The sequence below is a fragment of the Desulfolithobacter sp. genome (assembly GCF_054025815.1).
Window position 1 is genome coordinate 1 of the sequence record NZ_JBPMMS010000039.1, and the last position, 23,037, is coordinate 23,037.

Consider the following 23,037-nt stretch of genomic DNA (forward strand, 5'->3'; position numbering starts at 1 on the left):
ATATACAATCATCACATTCCACAGAAAAACCTCGGCCACATAACGCCAATACAGGCCCTGAAACAATGGCGGAAAACAGACCCGGTACTTTTTAAAAAATCTGTTTATAATCTCTCGGGACCCGACATTTATCTGGTTCCGATCGTTACAGAGGGGTCCCGGGAAGATCTGCCGAGGAAAACGCTCAGGCCGATCAGGAGACCAAGGCCGACAAAAAAGGTAACCATTCCGGAAAACTCATGGAGAAAGCCCTGGGCCACATCACCACTGTAGCGTGAGGCAAGGATGGCTGTACCTGTCAGGCGAACAATGTTTGCAAAGATGGCAATGGGAGCGGCCATGAAAAACAGGAGCCATTTTTTCCACACCGGCAACGGCTGCAGCCAGGCGAATGCCGCGCTTAAGGCAAACATGGTTACCAGCGAACGCAGGCCAGAACAGGCATCCACAACCTCCAGCGAGGTCTCTGCCAGGTGGAGAATATTCCCTTCGCGAAAAACAGATATGCCAAGAAGCGAGACGACCTTTTCTGTCAACAAAGATGAAAAAAGCTGCAAAGGGAAGGCTATCTTGTTCCAGATAACAGCGGGCAGCGGGATCATGAACACAAGGTAGAGCACAGGGACCAGGAGAGCCTTGAAATATTTTGTTCCCAGGAAAAACAGAACAACCCCGAGCATCACAACAATAAACGATGTTCTCTGCAGAAAAAATTCAGCACCGATCTTGGCGATAACGAGCTGCCCGAGTCCCATGAGAATCAGGACAAACCCCCAGTAATTTGGCTGAACCGGCAGCTCTCTCAACCTGTCCCGGATCACATACACCATGTAGAGGGACAGCAGGGGGATAAAATAACCGTGCGAGTAATTGTCATTGGTCTCCCAGTCCACCAGCAATGTTTTGAGGTACGGGAAATAGAGGAGCAGCAATCCAGCCAGAACGACACCCAGGGAGAGCGCCGTACTCCTGTCCCACTCCGCGGCCATGGTCTTCATATCCTTGCTCCGGGAAGATAGTCCTGGAGGAGAACCTGCACCTGCTCAGCAAATTGCTTTGCCTTTTCTTCAGTACCTTGTATATCGCCATCCTTCACATGCATCATGATCCGGACAAAGGACCCATCCCGCCTGCCCTTAAACAGCGCATCCAGGACCAGGTAGACTTTTTCCCAGTATTCTGAATGTATTATCCGGCCCCTGTTTTGATACCAGTAAAGAACAACCTGGTATTCTGAACCATTCTGGATGAGCATTTCCGCAACAGTTGCCGGTTTCCCCCTGTTCGTATCTCCCTGCAAAGGAACTTTTTTCACCTCGGCGATGCCCCAACCCCCGCCGGGAAGACAGTTTTTCGGGGAATGATAGGAGCCGGTTACTCCGACGGCGTCGTAATAGCCTATATACAGATTTACCTGGTCACCCTGCGGATTGGCATAATTATACTGAATGTAATCTTTAACTCCGAGCATCTTCAGAATATCGGATGAGGAGAGATAGGAATCAATGAGCCGCCACGGTCCAATACGGGCAGGAAACTCAGCCAGTGTTTTTTTTATTGGAACAGCTGTAACCGATGATGTTGCATGCAAAAGGACTGAGGTTGCTGCAAACAGAAGCAGAATAATGAGAGATCGTACTATCTGGCCCATGGATATCCGTCTTTGTGTCATGATGTACTAATATGGTTTTCTATCAGCCCTAGACCCATTCAGGCGCTGGTCAGAATATCTTTGCTGTATGCCACCATTCGCAGGTCCTCGGGCGGTTCTATCTTCTCCAGCCCTTCTTCGCGGGTCAGAACGCCTTCCCGGACCATGTTGGCAATCTCCCAGACGTATGGATGAAAATTGTACCGCTCACGGTGGATATGGTTGGCATAGGCATTGAGCAGGCAGTTGGACGAGTTAGGGTCGGTGTCATCGGGCTTTTCCCAGCCATAGGATTTGATGCGCTCCAGGATCTTTTCCTCATCATATTCAAGAAAAGCAAGGGGATGGATATTCCAGGGAAATTTTTCCGGATGGGCAAATTGCTCTTCTGTAACAAAATAGGGGTTGATGGCATCACCGGCAATCTCATGCAGCGGCTTGTAGATGGCCTGCTGGGTTGACTGCATGAGGCGGGCATTGGTTTTCATCACCGAGGACGCCACCGGTGCCTGGCCCGGAGACCAGCCAAAGCCGACAAAGGGTATCTCCTTTTCCAGGGCCGTGCGCAGTACCACACTCTTGATCAGCCCGATGCAGGAGGTACAGATGGTCGAGGCCCGCTCCAGGGTCTTTGCTGAGTAGAGTTCCCTCGCGGCCGCAGCCCGAAATATCTTCCTGAGCACTGCCGGAACAGGCCGGATGATAAGCAGGTCTGCCCCCAGAGCGCTGCAGACATTGCGAATATTCTCTTCCGCCCGGGGCGAGATGAAACTGTTGTCAAAGGTGAGGGCCAGCACCCGCAAGCCGTAGCGGTTGACCAGCACATCCAGGGTATAGGTGGAATCCTTGCCACCGCTGTAGGCCACGATAATATCATACGTTGACGCTCTTTTTTCCTGCTCCAGCAGCTGAACAAACTTCTGTTCATACTTGGCCATCTGGGCCTCGGTGACCGCACGGCCGCGATAACGGCGGCAATGGTTGCACACCCCCTTGTCATCAAAGGAAATGCCGGGGAATGAGGCTGGCAGTATACAGTTTGTACAGCGTTGCTGGCGCATGGATTATAGCTCAGGTGTTTTTTAATGGAGCTTTTTTAATCTTGCCGGTGGCGGTTTTCGGAAGTTCCTTCAAGAACAGGACCTCCTGGGGCACCTTGTAGGGTGGCAGTTCCCGCCGACACAACCGGATCAGCTCTTTCTCACTGCACCGGGCATCTTCCTTGAGTACCACACAGGCCCGAATCCGTTCATCCAGTATTTCATCGGGTACCCCGACCACCGCCACTTCATGTACTGCAGGATGTACAGCAAGGGTATCTTCTATTTCTTTAGGACCGATGCGGTGTGATCCAGATTTGATTATATCACTTTTTCGGCTGACAATATAAAAAAAACCGTCTTCATCCTGCCGGGCAAGATCACCGGTCCACAGCCCTTCTTTCCGCAGCACTGCTGCTGTTTCCTCGGGGCGCTGCCAGTAGCCGGCCATAATATTTGCGCCCCGGGCCACAATCTCACCAGTCTGCCCGGCTGCCACGGCGCATCCCTGCGGATCCAGAAGCGACAGGGTCACCCCGGGAATGGCCTTGCCGATGGAACCGGGCCTGGTTTCAAGTTCCTGCGGGTCCAGGTACGACAACCGGGCCGAGGCCTCGGTCTGGCCGTACATGATGTATATTTTGACACCAGAAAAAATCGACTTCAATTTTTTTGCCATGGCAGGCGACATGGCCGCCCCTGCCTGGGTGATGTAGCGCAGGTCCGGAAAGGAATACTTGGAAACTGCCGAACGGTTGAGGAGCAGAGCATAGGTCGACGGCACCCCGGAAAAACCGGTAACCCGGTGCTCAACCATCTGCTGCAGGATGACATTTGGGTACAAAAAACTCTGGTTGACAACCAGGCTGCCCCCGGCCGCGATATGGGTGAGCATGACCGAATTGCCGTAGGAGTAGAAAAACGGCAGCACCGCCATGACCCGGTCTGTATCAGTCAACTGCAGATACTCAACAATCGAGCTGGTATTGGCCGCCAGATTCGCATGCCGCAGCATGACCCCCTTGGGCGAGCCCGTGGTACCGGACGTGTAGATGATCTGAGCCAGATCACAGAATTGGCGAAAGGGAAGGTCCTGTTCTGAAAGGCCCCCCTTCCGGTCAAGAATCTCGGCAAGACTGTCATACGGCGGCAGGGTTCCTTCTCTGGAAGTATCCGCCGCACCGCCCAAGGCCAGGGCTCGGACAGGAAGTGTTGCCGGCAGTCCAGCCTTGAGATAGCGGCTGAATTTTCTATTAACCAGCAGCGCATCGGCGCCACTGTCCTCCAGGGTGTATCGAAGTGCCTTGGCAGAGGTCTGGGTATTGAGCCCGACCACCACCCCGCCGGCCAGCAGGATACCGAAATATCCGGCCAGGTACTCAAAGGGATCGTCGGTGAGCAGGCCCCCGCGAAACCCGGGCTCCAGGTCCTTTGCCAGCAGCCACCCGGCAACCGACATGGCCGCTGCCCGGAGTCTTTCATACGTTACCCGGTGATCGCCGTGGATAAGGACCTCCTTATCCGGATACTTTCGCGCAGCCCGGATGAGATAGTTCTGCAGGAGCATAATGGTCTGTAATCTTTTCTGGTTGTAAAGGGAGCAAAGGTTATCAGGACGTTTTTTGGGCAATGAACCGGGCCAGCAGGTTGACGCTGTCCAGGTTTTCCGGCACCAGCTCCTCATCCTCGATCGTTATCTCAAAGGTCTCCTCCAGCCACTCCACCAACTCCAGTACACCGGTGGAATCGATCACCCCCTGCTCCAGAAATGAGTCATCATTGTCCAGATCGTCCTCGCTGGCGTCAAAGAGGAAGTTATCGAAGATAAACTGACGTATTTTCTGAACAGTGTCTGCCATTACCACCTCACTTCGACAAGGTTAGTGTTCTGCTCCTCAATTTCTGTCATAAAAAAACAAGAAATGAGGAAGATATTTTGTGCATGACACCACGGGGCGGATGTCACGAGATCGACAGGTTAGTTTTTGAATAAACCGGCATCGCCAGCCAGTACCCTGGTACCGGGGAGTGTTTCCGGGATATCTGCTGAAAAATTTTCCACAAACCTGTGGTGCAGGATCATAGTGGACAGGATGCCGACAAAAGCCATGTTTTCCCGGAACCCCTGCCGGGCCTTACGGCGGCACTTGGTCACCAGCTTTTTCACCGCCTCCGGTCGAAACAAGCCGCTGTCCCGTAACCTGGACGTTTCAAGATATTCGTCCAGATAGGCCGGAGACTCATCTCCGAAAAAACTGAGAATATCCGGAGCCATGTACGGCTGCTTCTTGCGCTGGACAATAGTTGGCGGCAGGATATCAGCCATGGTCTTTTTCAGGATATTCTTCTCGTTCAACACCTTCATCTTTACCTGCGGCGACATGGTGGCTGCCAGTTCCACAACCCGGTGATCGAGAAAGGGGAAACGTCCTTCCACGCTGTGGGCCATGAGCATGCGATCACCCTGCGAGCTGAGGAGATAATTTCCCAAAAGAATCTTGCTCTCCAGGTACTGGGCCCGGGTAAAATAATCGAGCCCTGCCAGCCTGTGGCCCCACCGTTCCTCAAGTTTTTCCACCGGATCGACATCCGCTGCCGCCAGCAGTTCCGGGCTGAAGAACCGGTGGGTGCCCGAGGTGGTCTTCCAGCGCGGCCGATGGGCATAGAACGGATCCTCGACAGGTGCGTCGGTATCAAAAAATTTCCGCGCATACTCCGCTGACCTGGCGGGAGAAAGCGCCAGATAGGGATAGAGGCGGCGCAGTAAGAACGGCCGACAGGTTGAATCCGGCTGCGAGCCGATAAAGGCGCGGATCTTTGCCTCCTTGAAGATATCATACCCGCCAAGGATCTCGTCGGCCCCCTCGCCGGTCAGAACCACCTTGTACCGGTTTTCCCACACCAGGGAGGAGAGTAAATACAGTGGCGCCGGGGCGGTCCGGAGGATCGGGGTTTCCGTATGCCAGATGACATCGGGAAAGGTCCTGGCAATAGTCTGGTAATCGCAGCGGATGGCCTGATGGCGGGTACCGAGAAATTCTGCCATCTGCTGCTGCTCGGCCTGCTCATCGTAGACCTTGTCGGCAAAGGTAACCGAGAAAGTATGCAGGTCATTGTCGGTATAATGTTTGATCAGCGAGGTGATGGCCGAGGAGTCCAGCCCGCCGCTCAGGTACGCCCCCACCGGTACATCGGCCCGGAGACGCAGACGAACCGAGTCGATCAGCAGCTCGCGGAGCTTTCCGGCCAGTTTTTGTCCTTCTTCACCGGCAGGATAAGAAGACTCAGGCGTCAAAGGAATATCCCAGTACCTCTCTTCGCGGGTCGCACCGTTGCGATCAACCCTGACCCAGCAGCCCGGTTCGACCTGGTAGACACCCCGGAACACAGTTTCCCTGCCCGCCGGACTCCAGAAGGTGAAAATTTCTCTGAGTACCTGGGGATCCAATTGCCGCGGGATGGCAGGAGAGGCAGAAAACAGAGCCTTGATCTCAGAGCCAAACAGGATATGGCTGTCATGCCGGGTGTAGAACAGCGGCCGGATGCCCATTCGATCCCGGGCCAGCAAGAGAGCCTGCTCCTTCTTGTCATACAGAGCAATGGCAAACTGGCCGTTCAAATCTTCCAGACAGGACGGACCCTTTTCTTCGTAGAGATGGACAAGGACTTCTGTGTCGGAATCGGTGGCGAACCGGTGCCCTCTGGCAATAAGTTCCTGCCGAAGTTCCGGGTAGTTGAATATCTCCCCGTTAAAGACAACCCACAGTGTTTTATCCTCGTTATGTATCGGCTGCCAGCCACCCTCGAGATCGATAATGGAGAGCCGGGCATGGGCAAGCCCCACCCGATCTTCCTGGAAAAAGCCAAAGCCGTCCGGTCCCCGGTGCCTGAGCGACCAGATCATCCGTTCCAGCGAGCGCAGATCAAACGATGCTGTGGAATTGAGACTCCTGAAATATCCGGCTATACCGCACACGTATTGCTACCAGCCCCTACCAGCGGAAAAAATCTTTTCTGGCTGTCAACTGGACAAAGACCCGATGCTCGTCGTAATCAGGAGTATCAGTCAGGTCGTTTTCATATTTTGCATACCGATACCCGAGCGAAAAAGAGTACCAGCGCATGAAGGAATAATCGAGCGATACCCCGGCGGAATAGTTTTTCTCGTGATAGTCGGCATCCTCGGCTATGACCGCACTGGCAGCGTAGGCTGCCACCAGGTCCTCGTAGGTGCGCTGCATGCGCCTGGCATCACTGTAGGCAGCGGAAAGACTCATCGAAAGGTTTTCGCTGAACTGATGGCTGTACTCACCCCCGACCTCCCAGGTGCGGGTCAGACCGCTGCCCTGACCATCGAAGTTCTGGACATCGTAGCCACTGTTCAGATACACGCTCCAGCTGGCATGCAGCAGTTCGCGCCTTAAGGTGGCCGAAACATTGTAGTCTGTATCCCAAGACTGGCCGTCCAGCCGGGACAGCGACACCCCGGCACTCATACTCAGGGAGAGATGCCGATCAAAAGCATAGTCAACGCCAAGCGAGGCATTATGGGCCCAGCTGTCACTGCGCAGGTCGCTGTCATAATCGGTCCGCACGCTACGGTCCTGCAGGAAGACGGTCGCATGGGTGGACCACTGGTACCCGACCCGGGCAGAGGCGGAATATTCCTTGAGGTCATTGGATAATTCGGCAGTGGCGGAGGCTGTTGCGTCGGTTGGTTCCTTGAAAAGACCTACCGTGTACTGACCGGAGACATCGGTACTCCAACGGGCATCGAACCGGTGTCCGACCCGGGCCATCACCTCGTGCCGGTCATACTCGGTATACCCTCCCGGGCTGTCCGATCGGTTACGCAGCATGGAAAGGGTGTACCCGCTGGTGAACTGACGACCCTGACCGTAGCTGTACCCGGTCCGCAGGGAGGCAGTGTTGCGCCAGTACTCCCTGTTACCCACCCGCTCATCAACGGGCTGAAAGGTGTCTTCTGTCGCAACCGGGGCGCCATCTTCCGGCAACGGTTCCACAGTAGTCGCATCCGGAGCGGTTATCTCCGTGGTGGCCAGGGCCTCTTCCCGCACCGGATCATCGCCAAGGAAAAAGGTGTCATCCAGGGAAACCGACCAGCGCCGACTCATCTGTTTCTCCGCCCGCAGGATAAAGGAGTGGTCCAGCCGGGTAGTGTAGCCCAGATCATCGTACATGAGTCCGGGCGCATAGCTGAACTCAAAGAGGTCTGTCTCGCCCCGGGACGACCAGGTCAGGCGGGGCGAAACCATGTACTCACGCCGGTCCCCGGTATCTTCGGCCACGTTGACCCCATCTTCATAGTCCCGCTCTGTGAAATTATAAGACACCGAGAGGTCGCCGATGAAGATATTACTCCGGGCATGGACCACCGGAGCAGCAAAAAACACACTTGCCGCGCAGGCGGTCAGGATAGCGCACCGACCAAAACCTTGCTTGCTATGCTTCATACGAATCTCCCATGAAAGACACGTTAATGGACAATCACAATATCGCCGGAGTGGATGTAGATGTTTTTATCCAGGTCCTTGCCCTTGAGGAAATCATCATAATCAAACTCCAGTTTTTTCTTCTGCTGATTCTCGCCTTTGTGCAGGCCATCGCCCTGGCGCACCACGGTGATCTCGTGGTTAGCCCACTCGGTGAAACCGCCACTGCGTGCCACGGCCTGGACCAACGTGATGGGATAATCAAGGAAAAAGATACCCGGGTTGGCAACCTGCCCCATCACCGTGTAGCGCCGGCTGTTACTCTGGACCAGTGTCACGGTGACGATGGGATCGGTAAAAACAGTTGAATAAAGCTTTTTCAGGTAATCGGCCAGTTGGGTCAGGGTCATCCCGACCACATTGACATCACCTATATGCTGCAGCGAGACCCGCCCGTCTATCCGCACCTCCACTCCGGTACCAGGACGACGGAGCGCATCGCCCCCTGTGCCCTCTCCTTCACCACGTCCGGCGGCATGGGCCAGCGAGGCCGCCATGTCGCCCTCGCCATACACACTGACGCTTAAAATATCGCCATAGCCGATGACATATTCCTCTTCTTCACCCGGATACTGCTGCAAATCCGTGCCGACAATCTCCTGGCGCAGCTTTTCCTTCATGGCACTGTCCGCCACCACATCAGCAGTGGACTGGGCCGCAATGGCCAATCCCGCCTGACTGAGAGCAAATAACACTATTAAAACAAAAAGATATCCCGAATTACGACAGGCTCCACGCATGATCAACCCTCTTAGACATACATTTCTGAATTACAGCTCACAGGAGTTATATAAAGGTACTATAATCAAAAAAGAAAAACGAATTTTTTCTATGGATCCCTGCAACTTCTCGTGTATATTAACTGTAATCAAAAGCATATCACATATATCGAAATTCCCCAAAGGTATTGCCATGCAAAAGATTCCAGCGACCAGCACCGCACCCCTCACGCTCCTCTTTTTCCTTCTCCTGCTCCTGCCCGGCTGCTCATCAAATCCCGATAAAAAAAAGGCCGAGCATTATCAAAAGGCCATGGAGTATGTGCAGGCAAGCAAGGACAAGGCGGCGGTCATTGAGCTGAAAAACGCCATCCAGATCGACCCGAAATTCGCCGACGCCAGGTACCAGCTCGGGCTGCTCTACCTCAAGTCAGGAGATATAAAAGGTGCCTTCAGGGAGCTGCAGAGGGCCGCCAGCCTGGACCCGGAAAATCTGGATGCCCGTCTGAAAACTGCGGAATTCCACCTGATCAGCCGGGACAAGAAAAATGCCCGCGAGATGGTGGAGGCCGTTCTCAAGGACCACCCGGACTATGTGGACGCCCTGGCCCTGATGGCCAACCTGGAGCTCATAGAAGGAAACTTTGACCAGGCCGGGGAGCTGCTGGGCAGGGCGCTCAAGCTCTCCCCGAAAATGGACCGTCTCTATTCCATTCAGGGCCGGCTCTACGCTGCCCAGAATAAATCACCCGAAGCCGAAGCCGCGTTTAAACGCGCCATTGAGCTCAATCCGGATAAAATAGCCAACTACCAGGTCCTGCTGAGCTTTTACCAGTCACAAAAGGACCCGGCCCGGGCAGAAACCATCATCCGCGAGATGATGAGCCGATTCCCCGACAATGTCCGACCCCATATCCTCCTGGCCGCCCTCTACCGGCAGAACAATCAAAACGGCAAGGCCGAGCAAACCCTGCTAAAAGCCATCGAGACCTTTCCCGACGACACCCGCCTGCTGCTCATCCTGGCTGACTTCTACCGTAACACCGGCCAGTTCGACAAGACGGTCCAGACCTACAAAACCGCCATTGAAAAAACGGAGAACCCCCTGGATGTCAAAGCGAAACTGGCAGACTACTACTTTGAACAGAAAAAATTTGACCAGGCCAGAAAACTCATGGACGAGATCCTGGCCGAAAACAGCAAGCATGGCGGCGCCAACCTGGTCAAGGCCAAGTTCCTGATCAAGGAGGGAAAAAGTCAGGAAGCCCTCACCCTGACCACCAACCTGGTCAAAAACTATCCCCGCTGGGCCGACGCCTACTTCACCAAGGCCCTGGCCCACATGAACCTGGGCGAGACAGAGCTGGCCCAGAACAGTGTTCTCGATGCCCTGAAACATAATCCGAGAATTTCCCGCTACCGCGCCCTGCTGGCCTATATCCACTTAGGCGCCAGGGAGTTTGACCAGGCCAGGCAGGAGGCGGCCATTGCCCTCAAGCTCGACCCGAGAAACTTCCAGGCCGCTCTTCTGCTCGCCAAAAGCGTTCTCTACAGCAAGGATTACGATCGGGCCGCAACCATGCTGGAAGAGATGCGTAAAAAAGTGCCCGACAACGTGGAGATCCTCGGCAACCTTGGCCTGGCCTATCTGGGCCAGAAAAAACCGGACCAGGCCTTGAAGACCTTCCGGCAGCTGCTGGATATCCAGCCGGCCAACACCCTGGCTATGGTCAACATCCTCCGAATCGAAGGCAGCCAGGGCAAGGACAGGGAGAGCCTGCTGCAGGAGGTTCGGGAGCAGATCAAAAAAGCACCCCGAGCCACCGGCCTGCGCATTCTCCTGGCAAACATGCTCATGGGTGAAAACCAGCTGGACGAAGCCCTGCAGGTGCTCCAGGAAGCCCAGGAGCTCGACCCGCAGAATCCCCGCACCTATATCATGAGCGCATCGATCTACAACAGACAGCACAAACTGGACCAGGCCATCGGTGAATACCGGACCCTGCTTGAACAAACACCGGACAATGTCCAGGCCATCATGGGCCTTGGCACCCTGCTGGAACAGAAAGGCGATATCGACGGCGCCATGGCCCAGTACAGAAAGGCGCTCCAGGTCCGGCCCGATTTCGCCCCGGCGGCCAACAACCTGGCCTGGCTCATTGCCGAGCAGCCTGAGCCCGATCTGGGCGAGGCCCTGCGGCTGGCCATGATCGCCAAGGAGCAGCTGCCGGATGAGCCGCATATCATGGATACCCTGGGCTGGGTACACTACAAGCGCAAAGCCTATGGTCTTGCCCGTTCGGAATTCAACCAGGCGGTGGAAAAACAGCCCGAGCGGCCGGTGTTCCGTTACCACTTGGCCCTGGCCCTGTACGGAGAGGGAAAAAAGAAAGAGGCTGTCAAGGAACTGGAGGAAGCCCTTGCCGGCGACAAACCCTTCAAAGAGAGGAAAGAGGCCACAGAGCTGCTGGAACAGTGGAAGAGCGAAATCACCGGCTGAGCCGCAGCAACCACGGTTTCACCTGTGCCTGGAGAAGCAATAGACGCTGGATTCCCGTTGGTTTTCCTGAAAAATTGTTGTAGATGGTTGGCAGCCTCCCGGAGAGACTCGCTTTTCTCCCTCCCGGGACCTGCGAAACGGCACCAACCGTCGGGAACGAACAATACAACCCAGGGAAACACAACTAACCATGGAAACACGCAAACTCCTTCTCTCAAGCAAACAGATCCAGCAACGGATTGCCGAGCTTGGCCAGGAACTCACCAGGGAATACGCCGGCAAAAAACTCGTCCTCATGGGCGTGCTCAACGGGGCGTTCATGTTTCTCGCCGACCTGGCAAAACATATTGAGCTGGACCTGGAAGTGGACTTCATCCGGGTCGCCAGCTACGGCAATGAAACCTCCACCTCCGGCACCATCCGGTTGACCAAGGAACCGGAGCTGGAGCTTGTGGGCAAGGACATACTCCTGGTGGAGGACATCATCGATACCGGAACCACCATGGCCTGGCTGGAGCGGTATTTCCAGGACCATGCGGTCCGCTCTGTCAAGGTCTGCGCCCTGATCGACAAGAAGGAGCGCCGCCGGACCAGGGTCCAGGTCGATTACGCCGCCTTCCACATCGACCACGGCTTTCTCATCGGCTATGGTTTGGACTACGCCCAGCTCTACCGTAACCTGCCGGCCATCTACACCCTCTCCCCATAACCCGTACGGAGGATGTCATGAGCAAGAGCAAAAAAACATTTGGTGTCATCCTGTCCGGCTGCGGCCATCAGGACGGAGCCGAAATTCATGAGGCAACCCTCACCCTGTGGGCCATCCATAAAAACGGGGCCGAGTACCAGTGCTTTGCCCCTGATACCGACCAGCACCACGTACTCAACCATATCACCGGCAAGGAGATGGATGAGCGGCGAAACGTGCTCGTCGAGGCAGCCCGCATTGCCAGGGGTGATATCCAGGACCTGAAGAATCTCGATCCCGATCAGCTCGACGGCCTGATCCTGCCAGGCGGCTTCGGTGCTGCCAAGAACCTCTGCACCTATGCTTTCGACGGCCCCGACTGCACGGTCAACGAGGATGTGGCCCGGGCAATCAAGGGAATGCATGAACAGAGAAAACCCATCGGCGCCCTGTGCATCGCCCCGGTCATCGTAGTCCGGGTGCTTGGTGATGTCACTGTCACCATTGGCCAGGATGAGGGAACGGCAGACAACATCGTGGCCATGGGCGGTCACCATACCGCCACCTGGCAGGGCGAGGTTGCCGTGGACCAAAAAAACAGAGTCGTCACCACCCCCTGCTACATGCTCCCCTCCAGGGTCGATCAGATCGGAGAGGGTGCGGACAAGGTCGTCCAGGCAATGCTGCAACTGATGGCGTAAGCACAAAACAGGCCCGGACCACACAATTCCGGTGTCCACTCAACAGGTGATTCGGGAGGCAGCGAAACGGGTACAACGGCCCGGCTTACCGGTATATCGCATCATCTATGGTGACACGGAAAAACTCGCCTTCCTGCTCAAAACCATCGGCACCGAAGTGCCATCCCACCCGCATACGTGTCGGTATGGTGTAACCGGCAAACGTGCCTTCTTCCTCTACGACGCCGCCGCAGGGGACGTAATGAAATCCGCCTCCGCCCGGATTACCCCACCGCGACATGCAGACCGTCTCGAGACCGCCGTTCGATCTGACCGTGTAATCGATCCCGGCCCTTTCACCGTGAGCCGAGAACCTGGCATGAAGGCGCTTGCTGGCAGCGGTCCACGACACCCCCTCTCCACAGAGTACAGACGGCAGCCAGATCGACTCTATGTTCACCCGACCCGCAGCCGACCGGCTAATATTTGGCCCGGCGACATTGACAACGGGCAGAATACCGAAAAACTTCCAGCGCATGGCCCCCTGACCGTCGAGAAAAAAGTCACCCCCGCGAACAGGGACTCCGAACATGCGAACCATGGCTTGCCAGATCATGCCGCGCTGCCACACTATAACCTGTTCGGCCGTGAACGAATGCCATCCCTTGAGCTTGATCTCCCCGTGCATAAGCAACCGGACAGCGGAAGCAAGAGGGGTACCGGCCGCGATGGCGTGCCCGAGATAGAGACGAACTCCTTCCGGAAGCCCTGAAACCTGAGCAGGATCGAAGACGCGCGTGCCGGATTGCGCCGAACTCCAGAGATCATCCAGAGACCACTGCTTTTTCACGGTTTCCCTCAAGGGTGTTCACAAACATTATACCCATCAGTCATCCGGACCCCGGTGCGAGGTGGCGTCCTCGTCGACCCAGTCCTCTTCGGTGTAGGACATGCCTTTTCGCCCCGGCACCCTGCGTTTGAGCCCGGGTCGGTAAAAGGAACAGCTTTTCGGCCCGTAGCAGAAGGTCTCGAACCGAAACTGTTTCCTGGACGGATTCCAGTGGTCAACGATCATCTCCACCGGCATCCGGCAGGCCCAGATACAGGTTGAGCATTTGGCCTCGTAGGTCCTGGCGTCCAGTCGCCGGTGCCCGCGCTGACGGTATGTTGTCAGATCAGGAGGTACTCCAGGGAAAGGCGGACCACCGGGCACGACCTCTTCCACGTTTTTTTCTGTTTTTATTCCGCTGGTTTTATAGAATCCGGCTGTTTCGAGCCTCGGATCAGGGACCGGAACCGATAAACCGCTCACTTTCATCCCGGCGCGAAACTGATGCTTTTCGTGTGCGGCCTTTCCCACGGCGATCAGGAATTCACCGATCTCATCCCCGATTTTTCCGTCAATGCGAAGCACATATCCCAGGTAGCTGTGGTGCCGCTCATCAAACGACCGCATGAGACGGATTCGCGGCTGAACGGCCTTGATCCGCCCACTCCAGACAATTTTCTTCAGCTTGGACTTTTTCTGTGCCATCAATCTTTATCCAGTTTACACGAAAACCCGATGGATGCGCCGGACCTGTTCATCCTCCGACATGAGCAATGTAATCTCTCGGTTCAGAACTGTGATCTCGACCGAGTCGCCGGCCAAATCCATCTCTTTGAACTCCTGGAAGTGCCTTGCAATCTCACAGCCTCCCGCCCCCGTAAATTAGAGGATTCTTTCAGAGAAGTCGACATCAATCCTGACACAGGGGGATATCCGGTGTCCTTGACAGCTGAAAAAGGCCGACTTATTTTTTCATCCGGTTTGCGTTTCAAAACCACGCGGGACCACATTTCTTGCGGCCCCACGCAGTTTCCAAGGGAGGATCGCGATGATTCAAATTGCTGGTTTGAGTCGTCATTACGGCCCCTTCAAGGCTGTGGACGATGTTTCATTTACCATCAGGCGAGGCGAAATCGTCGGCCTGCTTGGCCATAACGGCGCCGGCAAGACCACGATCATGAAAATGGTGACCGGTTTTCTCGAGCCGACCGCAGGTGTGATCAAGGTAGATGACCTGCGTATCGGCCCGGATACCAGGGCCATCCAGCAGCGTATCGGCTACCTGCCGGAAAACTGTCCCCTCTGGCCGGAAATGACAGTTCTCGAGTACCTGGAATACCAGGCCGGCCTGCACAATATCGCCCCGGAACAGGTGCAGAAGGCCGTGGCCCGGGCCATCCGCCGCACCGCCCTCAAGGAGAAGGCGACCCTGACCATCGGGACCCTGTCCCGGGGCTACCGGCAGCGGGTCGGAGTGGCCCAGGCCATTCTCCATGACCCGGACATCATTATCCTGGACGAGCCTACCAACGGCCTGGACCCGACCCAGATCAACCAGATGCGCGGTCTGATCCGGGAACTGGCCGGGGCTGCCACCGTTATCCTCTCCACCCATATCCTCCAGGAGGTCCAGGCGGTCTGCGACCGGGTCCTGATCATGCGCAACGGCCGCATGGTCCTGGATGCCCGGCTGGATGAACTGCAGACAGACCGGCGGCTGCGCCTGGTGGTCAACAACGGGCAGGCCGACGACTACCTGAAGGAGATCAGCGAAATCCAGGAGATCAACACCTGCACCCCGGTTGACGGTCATCCCTGTTTTGAGCTGACCGGTCCCGCCGAGATCGCCCCCCGGATCGCCGCAGCGGTGCACAAGGCTGGTGATCAGCTCTACACCCTGCAACCGGTCAGCCGCACCCTGGAAACGGTCTTCGCCGAGGTCAACTCCGTGACCGGAACAGAACAGGAGGTGGCCCATGCGTAATATCAGAATTGTCTTTATCAAGGAATTCAACAGTTTCTTTGCCTCACCGGCAGCCTGGCTCTTCCTGGGGTCGTTCCTGCTGGTCAACCTGTTTCTCTTTTTCTGGGCCGAGGCATTCTTTGCCCGCAATATCGCTGACCTGCAGCCGCTGTTCAAGTGGATGCCGGTGCTGCTCATATTCCTGGTCGCCGCCCTGACCATGCGTTCCTGGTCCGAGGAGCGGCGGGCCGGAACCCTGGAGTCCCTGCTGACCAGCCCGGTCAGCCCGCTGCACCTGGTCCTGGGCAAGTTCTGCGCCGGCCTGGCCCTGGTGGCCCTGGCGCTGCTGCTCACCCTGCCCCTGCCGGCCACGGTCTCCCTGCTCGGTCCCCTGGACTGGGGCCCGGTCATCGGCGGCTACGTGGCGAGCCTGTTCCTGGCCGCCGCCTACATCGCCATCGGCCTGAACATGAGCGGCCGCACCGACAATCCCATTGTCGCCCTGATCCTGACCGTGGCGGTCGCCGGTTTTTTCTACCTGCTGGGTACCCCTACCCTGACCACGCTGTTCGGCCACAGCATCGGCGGCCTGCTCAAGCTGATCGGCACGGGTTCGCGTTTTGAGTCCATCACCCGCGGCGTCCTGGATCTGCGCGATATCTACTACTACATTTCCATAGTCGGGATCTTTCTCAGCCTGAACCTGCTCTCCCTGGAGCGGTTCCGCTGGGCTGGCAATCCGACCCGGCCGCGCCACCGCCAGTGGCAGATACTGACCGGCCTGACCATGCTCAACTTCCTGCTGGCCAATTTCTGGCTCCAGCCCCTGGGGCAGATACGGCTCGATCTGACCGAAGGCAGGATCTACTCCCTGTCTGCCACCACCAAGGCCTATCTGCGGCAACTCCAGGAACCCCTGCTGATCCGGGGCTACTTCTCAGCCAGGACACACCCCCTGCTGGAACCCCTGGTGCCGCAGATCAAAGACCTGCTCAAGGAGTATCAGGTGGCAGGCGGCGACCGGGTCCGGGTGGAGTTCATCGACCCGCATACGGATCAGGAGGCGGCTGAAGAGGCGGCCGACAAGTACGGTATTCGGCCCGTACCCTTTCGCATGGCAAGCCGGTACCAGTCCGGGGTGGTCAACTCCTATTTCAACCTGCTCATCGCCTACGGGGATCAGTTCGAGACCCTCTCCTTTGAGGACCTGATCGAGGTCAAGGTGATGGACGCCGGCGAGCCCGAGGTGCTGCTCAAAAACCCGGAATACGCTATAACCAGGGCCACCCGCAAGGTCACCACCGCCTACCGGGCCGGTGGCGATGTCTTTGCCGCCCTGACGAAACCAGTCACCTTCCACGGATACATCTCGCCGGATGAGAAACTGCCCCAGGTCCTCGTTGATCTGCGCAGACAGCTCAACGAGGTGCTGGATGAACTGGCAAAGGACTCCGGCGGCAAGCTCAAGGTGGAATTTGCCGACCCTGACGCCGGCAGCGGCGAGCTGGCCCGGCAACTCCGCCAGGACTACGGGTTTGCCCCGCAGGTGGCCAGCCTCTTTGACCCCAACCCCTTCTGGTTCTACATGGTCCTCACCAGCGAAGGGGAAAGCGTTCAGGTCCCCCTGCCCGAGGAACTGAACCGGGAGGCACTCAAAAAGGCGATCCAGACCGCGGCCAGGCGGATGGCACCGGGCTACCTGAAGACCGTTGCCCTGGTCACTCCGCCGGAATCCATGCCGACAAACCCGTACATGCCGATGCAGCGATCCGGCAAGCGCTACCAGCTCCTGCGGGAGACCCTGAGCGAGAATGTCCGCCTGATCGACACTGATCTCAAGGAGGGCCGGGTCCCGGCCGATACCGACCTGCTGCTGCTCATGGCACCGGATGCTCTCGATGAAAAACAGCTCTTCGCCGTTGACCAGTTTCTCATGCAGGGTGGATCAGTGGTCGTGGCCACCTCGCCCTTTGACGTGGAGATGAGCACCTCCCTCCAGGCACGAAAACATAGCTCGGGCCTGGACGAGTGGCTCAAACATCATGGGTTGAGCATCGCTGAGACCATGGTGCTGGACCCGCATAACGCGGCTCTGCCCGTGCCGGTCAAGCGCCGGCTCGGTCCCATCGTGGTCAACGAACTGCAGATGCTGCCCTATCCCCATTTTCCGGATATCCGCCGGGACGGCCTGGACAACGGTCCCATCACCGGCTCCCTCGGCCAGTTGACCATGAACTGGGCCTCACCGATCACGGTGGATAAGGAAGGCAATGCCCGGCGGCAGGTGACAGAGCTGGCCCACTCTTCTCCGCAGAGCTGGACATCGGCCGACCTGGACATCATCCCGGATTACAATCTCTATCCGGACACAGGTTTCAAACCGGGAGGCAAACGTGGAGCCAGGTTGCTGGCTGTTGCAGTACGCGGTGCCTTTGATTCCTTTTTCAAGGGCAAACCCTCGCCCCTGCTGCAGGAAGAAAACAAGGACAAGACAGAGAAACCGGCAGGCAGCGAGACCGATACAGAGCAGGACACGGATGTTGACAGCGAGACCATGGTCACCACTGTCCTGGAACATTCCTCCGATTCCGCGCGCCTGGTGCTGATCAGCTCCAATACCTTTGGCTGCGACTCGGTGATCAGCCTGGCCTCGCAGGCCCAGGGAACCCAGTACACCCGCCAGATGGAATTTCTCCAGAACAGTATTGACTGGGCCCTGGACGACGAAGGACTGACCTCCATCCGCAGCCGGACCCGGCTGGCCCGGATGCTGGTCCCCATGGATCAGTCCACCCGCCTGTTCTGGGAATACCTCAACTATGGCCTGGCCCTGCTGGGTCTGCTCCTGGTCTGGCTGTGGCGCGGGGCCCTGCGGCGGCGCAGGCTGGCCCATTATGAACGTGTACTGGCGGAGGTGTGACCATGAAACGACCAATCACTCTCCTGGCCGCTGTCGCGATTCTGCAGGTGTTCCTGATCGCGGTGACCTGGATGAGCGACGCCGGACTTCGGGAACAGATAACCCGGACAGCCCTGCTCGACTTTGATCCGGGCCAAATCGATCAGATCACCCTGACCGACGGGACAGACATGGTCGTGCTGGAAAAAAAAGAAGGTGTGTGGCAGACCGGTGACGGTTTTCCGGCCGACCGAACCAAGGTAGGCAACCTGCTGGATCGGCTGGCCGGCCTGAAAACCGGCATGCCGGTGGCGACCAGCCGGGAGGCCCTGACCAGGTTCAGGGTAGATGCCGATGATTTCGAGCGACACCTGACCCTGGCGGCAAACGACAAGACCGTGGCCGAACTGTTCGTGGGCACCGGCGCCGGAGCCCGCCGTTCCCATGTCCGGGCCGGTGACAGCGAGGTGGTCCACGCCGTCGCTCTGGGCAGCTATGACCTGCCGGTCAGCCCTGAAAGCTGGTATGACAAGACCATCCTGGAACTTGATCCGGATACCATCACCGCATTGCGACTGGGTGAAATTGCTCTAACGCGGAGCAAAAACGATGATGATCAGATGTCTGCCTGGACCCTGTCCCCGGCTGATGACACCAGGAAGATAAACCAGGACGCTGTCAACCAGGCTGTCACCAGAATCGGGGCGCTCCGGTTGGCGACCATCCTGGGCCGGAAGCAGAAGGCTGCATACGGCCTGGATGCGCCGGTCCTGGAAATAACGGTCACCACCCCGGATCTGGAACGGACCTACCGTTTCGGCAGGATAACCGATTCGGACGACTATGCGCTGAGCGTCTCGGACCGGGACGAGTTCTTCAAGATCGCCTCCTACGACGCCACCCCCATCCTGGATGCGCTCAAGGAGGAAAAGCTGTTCACAGCCGACACAACCACGCCGGAACCACCTGCGGACGAGCAGGGGGAGGCGCAGCCTGATGCCGCCGAACGCGGAGAGCGTGACCCAGGTACACCGTGACACCGGTGTGTCGGAGGCGATACTGTATCTCTGGCGCAATGAGTACCGGAACCGTGGCATGGCCGTGCCTGCCGACCCGTCGAACCCGGAGAACTGGTCTGGAGAAAACAAGCTGGCCGCGGTCATCGAGACCGCTTCGTTGAATGAAGCGCAAGCCATCTGGGGGGAGCCCGCGGACGACTGATCCGCCGGGAAGACCGTCAGATGGCTATCACGTTGATTTCCGAGGCAGTGGAGGCCGGGGCCATGAAGATCAAGGCCTGCGGGGTGCTGAAGGTGAGTATCCGGACCGTGCAGCGATCCTGGACGGCCGCAGCCGGGTGTACGAACAGGCCCGGGCGGCCCATCCAGAACGCTGGAGCGGCTCGGTGCGCGAATGGTCACCGGTCGGCGAGGCATGGCTGAACCCGCCCAGGGAAGGGGGAAAACGCAAAGCCGCTTGATCCTGAAAAGGCGACATCTTTGTTGACAAACACCAGAGCGCCAAAGGGAACTGTTACGACAACGTCCCCATGCTAGATTAGTGTAGGGCGGGTGGAGAACGGGTCTGGAAAGATGTGAAACGGGCGCAAACCCTTTGAAAATAAGGGGAAATAGAAAACCCGTCGTCCCGGAGAATAACCCCAGAGAGACGGGTTGTCTTTTTTCAAATGGTGGAGGGCTCGCCGCCTTCCGGAAATCCAGTCTCCTCAGCGCCAACACATCAAAAGCTCTTTATTTACAATACTTTGAGAGCTTCCGATTGCCGTTCTCCGCGTCCCTACGCGGGAAATGTTTTTCTCCACATTTTCCCCAAACAGAGAATGGACGCGGGTTCGATTCCCGCTGCCATATCAAACGTGGTGTTGTCATAACCCAGATCTTTAGCGCAGGTTTACTCGCAAAATTGTGCCTCGACATGACATGGCACGAGAAATCCATAAATAACTTTTTCGGGAAACGTGTAATTTTATCAGGGAAACCTGCCGGGAAACACACATCATTTTTTACGGATATCGTTCGCTACCTTTCAAGCCTCCGAGCCGATCATAAACCTGGCTACCCAGCCATTTGGAAATCAACTCCTGTAATTCAGGCTTGCTCATGTAATCCGTGAATAATTCTTCATTGAGTTCCATACGTTCGATAAATAACGATTCCAGTACCTGCTGGAAAACGAGTTGGAACTTGTCGAGGGGGTTCACCTCAGCCGCCTTGCGCAAATCTTCATTCTGACTTGCTGCTTCGGCGATCTGATCAAAGAAGAGTTGATCCGCTTCATTCAGATCAGTGCCAAATCGTTCGTTGATGATGTCGATAAGACGGGACAGGGTGACATACTCCTCACGCACTTCAGCCGTCCCCACTTCCCTCGGTCCGTCAAGCGGCCTGGCATACCCATCGCTCAGGTTTATCGAGCCTTCGCTGATCTTCTGCAGGCGGTAATAATCGAGTTCCACCTCTTCATCAAACTGATAGCCTGGCCCGGCATTACGTTTGGGCAGTTTTAAAGCAAGATGGCGCAAATAGGTGAACAGTTTCTCCAGATCGCTGTCCTGATACGGGATCACCTGGCTCAAAAAGCTATAGAGATTACGGAACGCCTGGGCCTTGCTGCGCCAGACTTCCGCCTCTTCCTCTTCATTGTTCCGCAAATCAGCGAACCGGGCCACCGCCTGATCGAGAATCACGTTCATCTTCCGGTGATCCGACGGACTTTGCCGCTTTTTAGGGGCAAAAAAGACCCGTGCAAACTCATCCACTTCCGATTCCAGGTAGATCCCGGAAGCATCCAGCTCTGTCTTGACTTCGTAAAGCCGGTCAGGGTCAACCTCCTCACCCATAACCGAGCCTTCGTAGTACTGGCAAAAAGCTTCCCGGATTTCATCCGGATCATTCACAAAATCAAGGACAAAGGTATCCTCCTTCAAGGGGTGCGTCCGGTTGAGACGCGACAGGGTCTGCACGGCCTGGATACCGGCCAGCCGCTTGTCAACATACATGGTATGCAACAGGGGCTGGTCAAAACCGGTCTGGTATTTCTCCGCTACCAGCAGGACGCGGTATTCCGGCTTGGCGAAAGATTCGGGGAGTTCCTTTTCCCTGATCCCCTTGTTCATTTCCACTTCGGTATATGTCTTCTCCGGCACCTTGTCGTCTTCCACCGTACCGGAAAAGGCAACCAGACTCTTGATGGGATATCCTTTTTCAGCGATATAGTGGTCAAACGCCTGCTTGTAACGCACAGCCTCCAGGCGTGATCCGGTCACCACCATGGCCTTGGCCCGACCGCCGATCTTGTGGCGTGTGTGCTGCTGGAAATGTTCGACCATCACTTCGGTTTTCTGGCCGATGTTGTGCGGGTGCAACCGCATGAAGCGGGCCAGCGCCCTGGCGGCCTTCTTGCGCTCGACGTTGGGATCATCCTCGGCCTTCTTGATCAGCCGAAAGTAGGTTTTGTAGGTTACATAATGCTTAAGCACATCCTCGATGAAGCCTTCTTCGATGGCCTGACGCATGGTGTACCGGTGGAACGGTTCGCCGTTTCGGCCGAAGATGGCCAGGGTTTTATGCTTGGGAGTGGCGGTAAAGGCGAAGAAACTCATGTTCGGCTGGCGGCCTCGCTTGGCCATGGCGCGAAAGAGGCGCTCCAGTTCCACCTCGCCTTCTTCCTCGGCCAATTCCTTCGCCTTTTTGAACAGTTCGGCACCGCCCAGCACGCCTTTCAGCTCCGTGGCGGTTTCGCCCGACTGGGAACTGTGCGCCTCATCGATGATGACGGCGTACCTGCGGGTCGGCAGATAACTCCGGCCGTCTTCACCGCGTTCTTCGGCTATCTTCATCAACTGACCAGAAACAAACGGAAATTTCTGCAGGGTGGTGATAATAATCGGCACACCCGCTTCCAGGGCCTCGGCAAGTTGGCGGGAATCCTCGTCGATTTTCTGTACCACACCCTGGCGGTGATCGAACTGGTAGATGGTATTCTGCAACTGGCGGTCAAGGACCACCCGGTCGGTAATCACCACCACGCTGTCAAAAACGCGTTCGTCCTGCTCATTGTGCAGGGATGAAAGCCGGTGTGCCAGCCAGCCGATGGTGTTGCTCTTGCCGCTGCCCGCCGAATGCTCGATGAGATAATTATGGCCCACGCCCTCGGCCCTTGCTGCCCGGACCAACTGCCGCACCGCCTGTAACTGGTGGTAGCGCGGAAAGATCAAGGTTTCCTTTTTGACCTTTCTGCCTTCATCATTGATTTTCTCCTCAACCTGCAGGTGCAGGAACCGGGCAAGCAGTTCAAGCAGACTGTCCCGGCAAAGCACCTCTTCCCAGAGATAGCCTGTCTTGTAATCACGTCCTGCCAGATCAGGCGGATTGCCTGCACCACCCTCAACGCCTTTATTGAAAGGCAGAAAATGGGTGGACGTCCCGGCCAGGCGCGTGGTCATGTACACCTCTTCCGTGTCCACCGCAAAATGGACCAGCGTGCGCCTGGTGAATTCGAAGAGCTTCTCGCGCGGATCGCGGTCGTGGCGGTA

At 56.7% G+C, this 23,037-nt stretch carries 19 protein-coding genes and 1 pseudogene; 9 read left to right on the top strand and 11 right to left on the bottom strand.

What is annotated here, in order from left to right; genetic code table 11:
* Positions 1-129 (top strand): annotated as a pseudogene (locus ACXJJY_RS11285) (IS481 family transposase); the annotation flags it as partial.
* Here the strand turns inward: ACXJJY_RS11285 and ACXJJY_RS11290 are convergent.
* The 8 genes from ACXJJY_RS11290 to ACXJJY_RS11325 all read right to left on the bottom strand — a co-directional run bounded on the left by ACXJJY_RS11290 (position 129) and on the right by ACXJJY_RS11325 (position 8,944).
* Positions 129-998 (bottom strand): exosortase/archaeosortase family protein, encoded by an 870-nt coding sequence (locus ACXJJY_RS11290; protein WP_456387816.1) that lies wholly within the window; start codon positions 996-998, stop codon positions 129-131. The pseudogene ACXJJY_RS11285 and the gene ACXJJY_RS11290 sit on opposite strands and share 1 nt — an antisense overlap.
* A complete protein-coding gene (locus ACXJJY_RS11295; RefSeq protein WP_456387818.1) occupies positions 995-1,672 on the bottom strand; it encodes an exosortase C-terminal domain/associated protein EpsI in 678 nt (225 codons plus the stop codon). The genes ACXJJY_RS11290 and ACXJJY_RS11295 overlap by 4 nt, the downstream gene beginning before the upstream one ends.
* 38 nt (positions 1,673-1,710) lie before the next feature.
* Positions 1,711-2,712 carry an adenine nucleotide alpha hydrolase family protein gene (locus ACXJJY_RS11300; protein WP_456387820.1) on the bottom strand — a complete coding sequence of 334 codons (1,002 nt, stop codon included), beginning with the start codon at positions 2,710-2,712 and terminating at the stop codon, positions 1,711-1,713.
* A gap of 10 nt (positions 2,713-2,722) precedes the next feature.
* Positions 2,723-4,258: a class I adenylate-forming enzyme family protein gene (locus tag ACXJJY_RS11305; RefSeq protein WP_456387822.1), complete on the bottom strand. Its 1,536-nt coding sequence runs from the start codon at positions 4,256-4,258 to the stop codon at positions 2,723-2,725.
* A gap of 43 nt (positions 4,259-4,301) precedes the next feature.
* Positions 4,302-4,550, bottom strand: a complete 249-nt coding sequence (locus ACXJJY_RS11310; protein ID WP_456387824.1) for an acyl carrier protein — start codon at positions 4,548-4,550, stop codon at positions 4,302-4,304.
* 119 nt (positions 4,551-4,669) lie between these two features.
* Complete coding sequence (gene asnB, locus ACXJJY_RS11315; RefSeq protein ID WP_456387826.1) at positions 4,670-6,667, bottom strand: asparagine synthase (glutamine-hydrolyzing); 1,998 nt, start codon at positions 6,665-6,667, stop codon at positions 4,670-4,672.
* A gap of 16 nt (positions 6,668-6,683) precedes the next feature.
* The gene (locus tag ACXJJY_RS11320) at positions 6,684-8,165 is read right to left on the bottom strand and encodes a transporter (protein WP_456387828.1); all 1,482 of its coding nucleotides are present in this window, start codon (positions 8,163-8,165) and stop codon (positions 6,684-6,686) included.
* A gap of 23 nt (positions 8,166-8,188) precedes the next feature.
* The gene (locus tag ACXJJY_RS11325; protein WP_456387830.1) at positions 8,189-8,944 is read right to left on the bottom strand and encodes a polysaccharide biosynthesis/export family protein; all 756 of its coding nucleotides are present in this window, start codon (positions 8,942-8,944) and stop codon (positions 8,189-8,191) included.
* A gap of 172 nt (positions 8,945-9,116) precedes the next feature.
* Between ACXJJY_RS11325 and ACXJJY_RS11330 the strand changes: the two genes are divergently transcribed.
* The 3 genes from ACXJJY_RS11330 (at position 9,117) to elbB (ending at position 12,812) form a co-directional block, all read left to right on the top strand.
* Positions 9,117-11,423: a tetratricopeptide repeat protein gene (locus ACXJJY_RS11330; RefSeq protein WP_456387832.1), complete on the top strand. Its 2,307-nt coding sequence runs from the start codon at positions 9,117-9,119 to the stop codon at positions 11,421-11,423.
* Between the two features lie 190 nt (positions 11,424-11,613).
* The gene (gene hpt, locus ACXJJY_RS11335; protein ID WP_456387834.1) at positions 11,614-12,132 is read left to right on the top strand and encodes a hypoxanthine phosphoribosyltransferase; all 519 of its coding nucleotides are present in this window, start codon (positions 11,614-11,616) and stop codon (positions 12,130-12,132) included.
* A gap of 17 nt (positions 12,133-12,149) precedes the next feature.
* Positions 12,150-12,812 carry an isoprenoid biosynthesis glyoxalase ElbB gene (gene elbB / locus ACXJJY_RS11340; RefSeq protein ID WP_456387836.1) on the top strand — a complete coding sequence of 221 codons (663 nt, stop codon included), beginning with the start codon at positions 12,150-12,152 and terminating at the stop codon, positions 12,810-12,812.
* An 85-nt stretch (positions 12,813-12,897) separates the two neighbouring features.
* Here the strand turns inward: elbB and ACXJJY_RS11345 are convergent, their stop codons facing one another.
* Positions 12,898-13,641: a DUF6920 family protein gene (locus ACXJJY_RS11345; protein WP_456387838.1), complete on the bottom strand. Its 744-nt coding sequence runs from the start codon at positions 13,639-13,641 to the stop codon at positions 12,898-12,900.
* Positions 13,642-13,677: 36 nt separating this feature from the next.
* On the bottom strand, positions 13,678-14,325 hold the full coding sequence (locus tag ACXJJY_RS11350) for a hypothetical protein (RefSeq protein WP_456387840.1): 648 nt from the start codon (positions 14,323-14,325) through the stop codon (positions 13,678-13,680).
* A 343-nt stretch (positions 14,326-14,668) separates the two neighbouring features.
* Here ACXJJY_RS11350 and ACXJJY_RS11355 point away from each other — a divergent pair, with 343 nt between their 5' ends.
* The 5 genes from ACXJJY_RS11355 to ACXJJY_RS11375 are packed head-to-tail and all read left to right on the top strand — an operon-like array spanning position 14,669 to position 19,924.
* Positions 14,669-15,604 (top strand): ABC transporter ATP-binding protein, encoded by a 936-nt coding sequence (locus ACXJJY_RS11355; RefSeq protein WP_456387842.1) that lies wholly within the window; start codon positions 14,669-14,671, stop codon positions 15,602-15,604.
* Positions 15,597-18,503, top strand: coding sequence for a Gldg family protein (locus ACXJJY_RS11360; protein ID WP_456387844.1), 2,907 nt, complete (start codon positions 15,597-15,599; stop codon positions 18,501-18,503). Before ACXJJY_RS11355 ends, ACXJJY_RS11360 begins: the two co-directional genes overlap by 8 nt.
* 2 nt (positions 18,504-18,505) lie before the next feature.
* Positions 18,506-19,519, top strand: a complete 1,014-nt coding sequence (locus ACXJJY_RS11365) for a DUF4340 domain-containing protein (RefSeq protein WP_456387846.1) — start codon at positions 18,506-18,508, stop codon at positions 19,517-19,519.
* Entirely contained in the window at positions 19,500-19,703 is a 204-nt protein-coding gene (locus ACXJJY_RS11370) for a hypothetical protein (RefSeq protein ID WP_456387848.1), read from the top strand. Before ACXJJY_RS11365 ends, ACXJJY_RS11370 begins: the two co-directional genes overlap by 20 nt.
* 20 nt (positions 19,704-19,723) lie before the next feature.
* Complete coding sequence (locus ACXJJY_RS11375) at positions 19,724-19,924, top strand: hypothetical protein (protein WP_456387850.1); 201 nt, start codon at positions 19,724-19,726, stop codon at positions 19,922-19,924.
* 581 nt (positions 19,925-20,505) lie between these two features.
* Here ACXJJY_RS11375 and ACXJJY_RS11380 read toward each other — a convergent pair.
* Positions 20,506-23,037: type I restriction endonuclease subunit R (locus ACXJJY_RS11380; RefSeq protein WP_456387852.1), on the bottom strand; the 2,532-nt coding region annotated here is incomplete at its 5' end.

Excerpts from the sequence above, each read along its gene's own strand:
- ACXJJY_RS11325 (WP_456387830.1), bottom strand. The coding sequence starts at position 8,944 with ATGCGTGGAGCCTGTCGTAATTCGGGATATCTTTTTGTTTTAATAGTG.
- ACXJJY_RS11320 (WP_456387828.1), bottom strand. The coding sequence starts at position 8,165 with ATGAAGCATAGCAAGCAAGGTTTTGGTCGGTGCGCTATCCTGACCGCC.
- ACXJJY_RS11365 (WP_456387846.1), top strand. The coding sequence starts at position 18,506 with ATGAAACGACCAATCACTCTCCTGGCCGCTGTCGCGATTCTGCAGGTG.
- ACXJJY_RS11295 (WP_456387818.1), bottom strand. The coding sequence starts at position 1,672 with ATGACACAAAGACGGATATCCATGGGCCAGATAGTACGATCTCTCATT.
- ACXJJY_RS11350 (WP_456387840.1), bottom strand. The coding sequence starts at position 14,325 with ATGGCACAGAAAAAGTCCAAGCTGAAGAAAATTGTCTGGAGTGGGCGG.
- ACXJJY_RS11330 (WP_456387832.1), top strand. The coding sequence starts at position 9,117 with ATGCAAAAGATTCCAGCGACCAGCACCGCACCCCTCACGCTCCTCTTT.
- elbB (WP_456387836.1), top strand. The coding sequence starts at position 12,150 with ATGAGCAAGAGCAAAAAAACATTTGGTGTCATCCTGTCCGGCTGCGGC.
- hpt (WP_456387834.1), top strand. The coding sequence starts at position 11,614 with ATGGAAACACGCAAACTCCTTCTCTCAAGCAAACAGATCCAGCAACGG.
- ACXJJY_RS11355 (WP_456387842.1), top strand. The coding sequence starts at position 14,669 with ATGATTCAAATTGCTGGTTTGAGTCGTCATTACGGCCCCTTCAAGGCT.
- ACXJJY_RS11300 (WP_456387820.1), bottom strand. The coding sequence starts at position 2,712 with ATGCGCCAGCAACGCTGTACAAACTGTATACTGCCAGCCTCATTCCCC.
- ACXJJY_RS11360 (WP_456387844.1), top strand. The coding sequence starts at position 15,597 with ATGCGTAATATCAGAATTGTCTTTATCAAGGAATTCAACAGTTTCTTT.
- ACXJJY_RS11375 (WP_456387850.1), top strand. The coding sequence starts at position 19,724 with ATGGCTATCACGTTGATTTCCGAGGCAGTGGAGGCCGGGGCCATGAAG.
- ACXJJY_RS11310 (WP_456387824.1), bottom strand. The coding sequence starts at position 4,550 with ATGGCAGACACTGTTCAGAAAATACGTCAGTTTATCTTCGATAACTTC.
- ACXJJY_RS11290 (WP_456387816.1), bottom strand. The coding sequence starts at position 998 with ATGAAGACCATGGCCGCGGAGTGGGACAGGAGTACGGCGCTCTCCCTG.
- ACXJJY_RS11305 (WP_456387822.1), bottom strand. The coding sequence starts at position 4,258 with ATGCTCCTGCAGAACTATCTCATCCGGGCTGCGCGAAAGTATCCGGAT.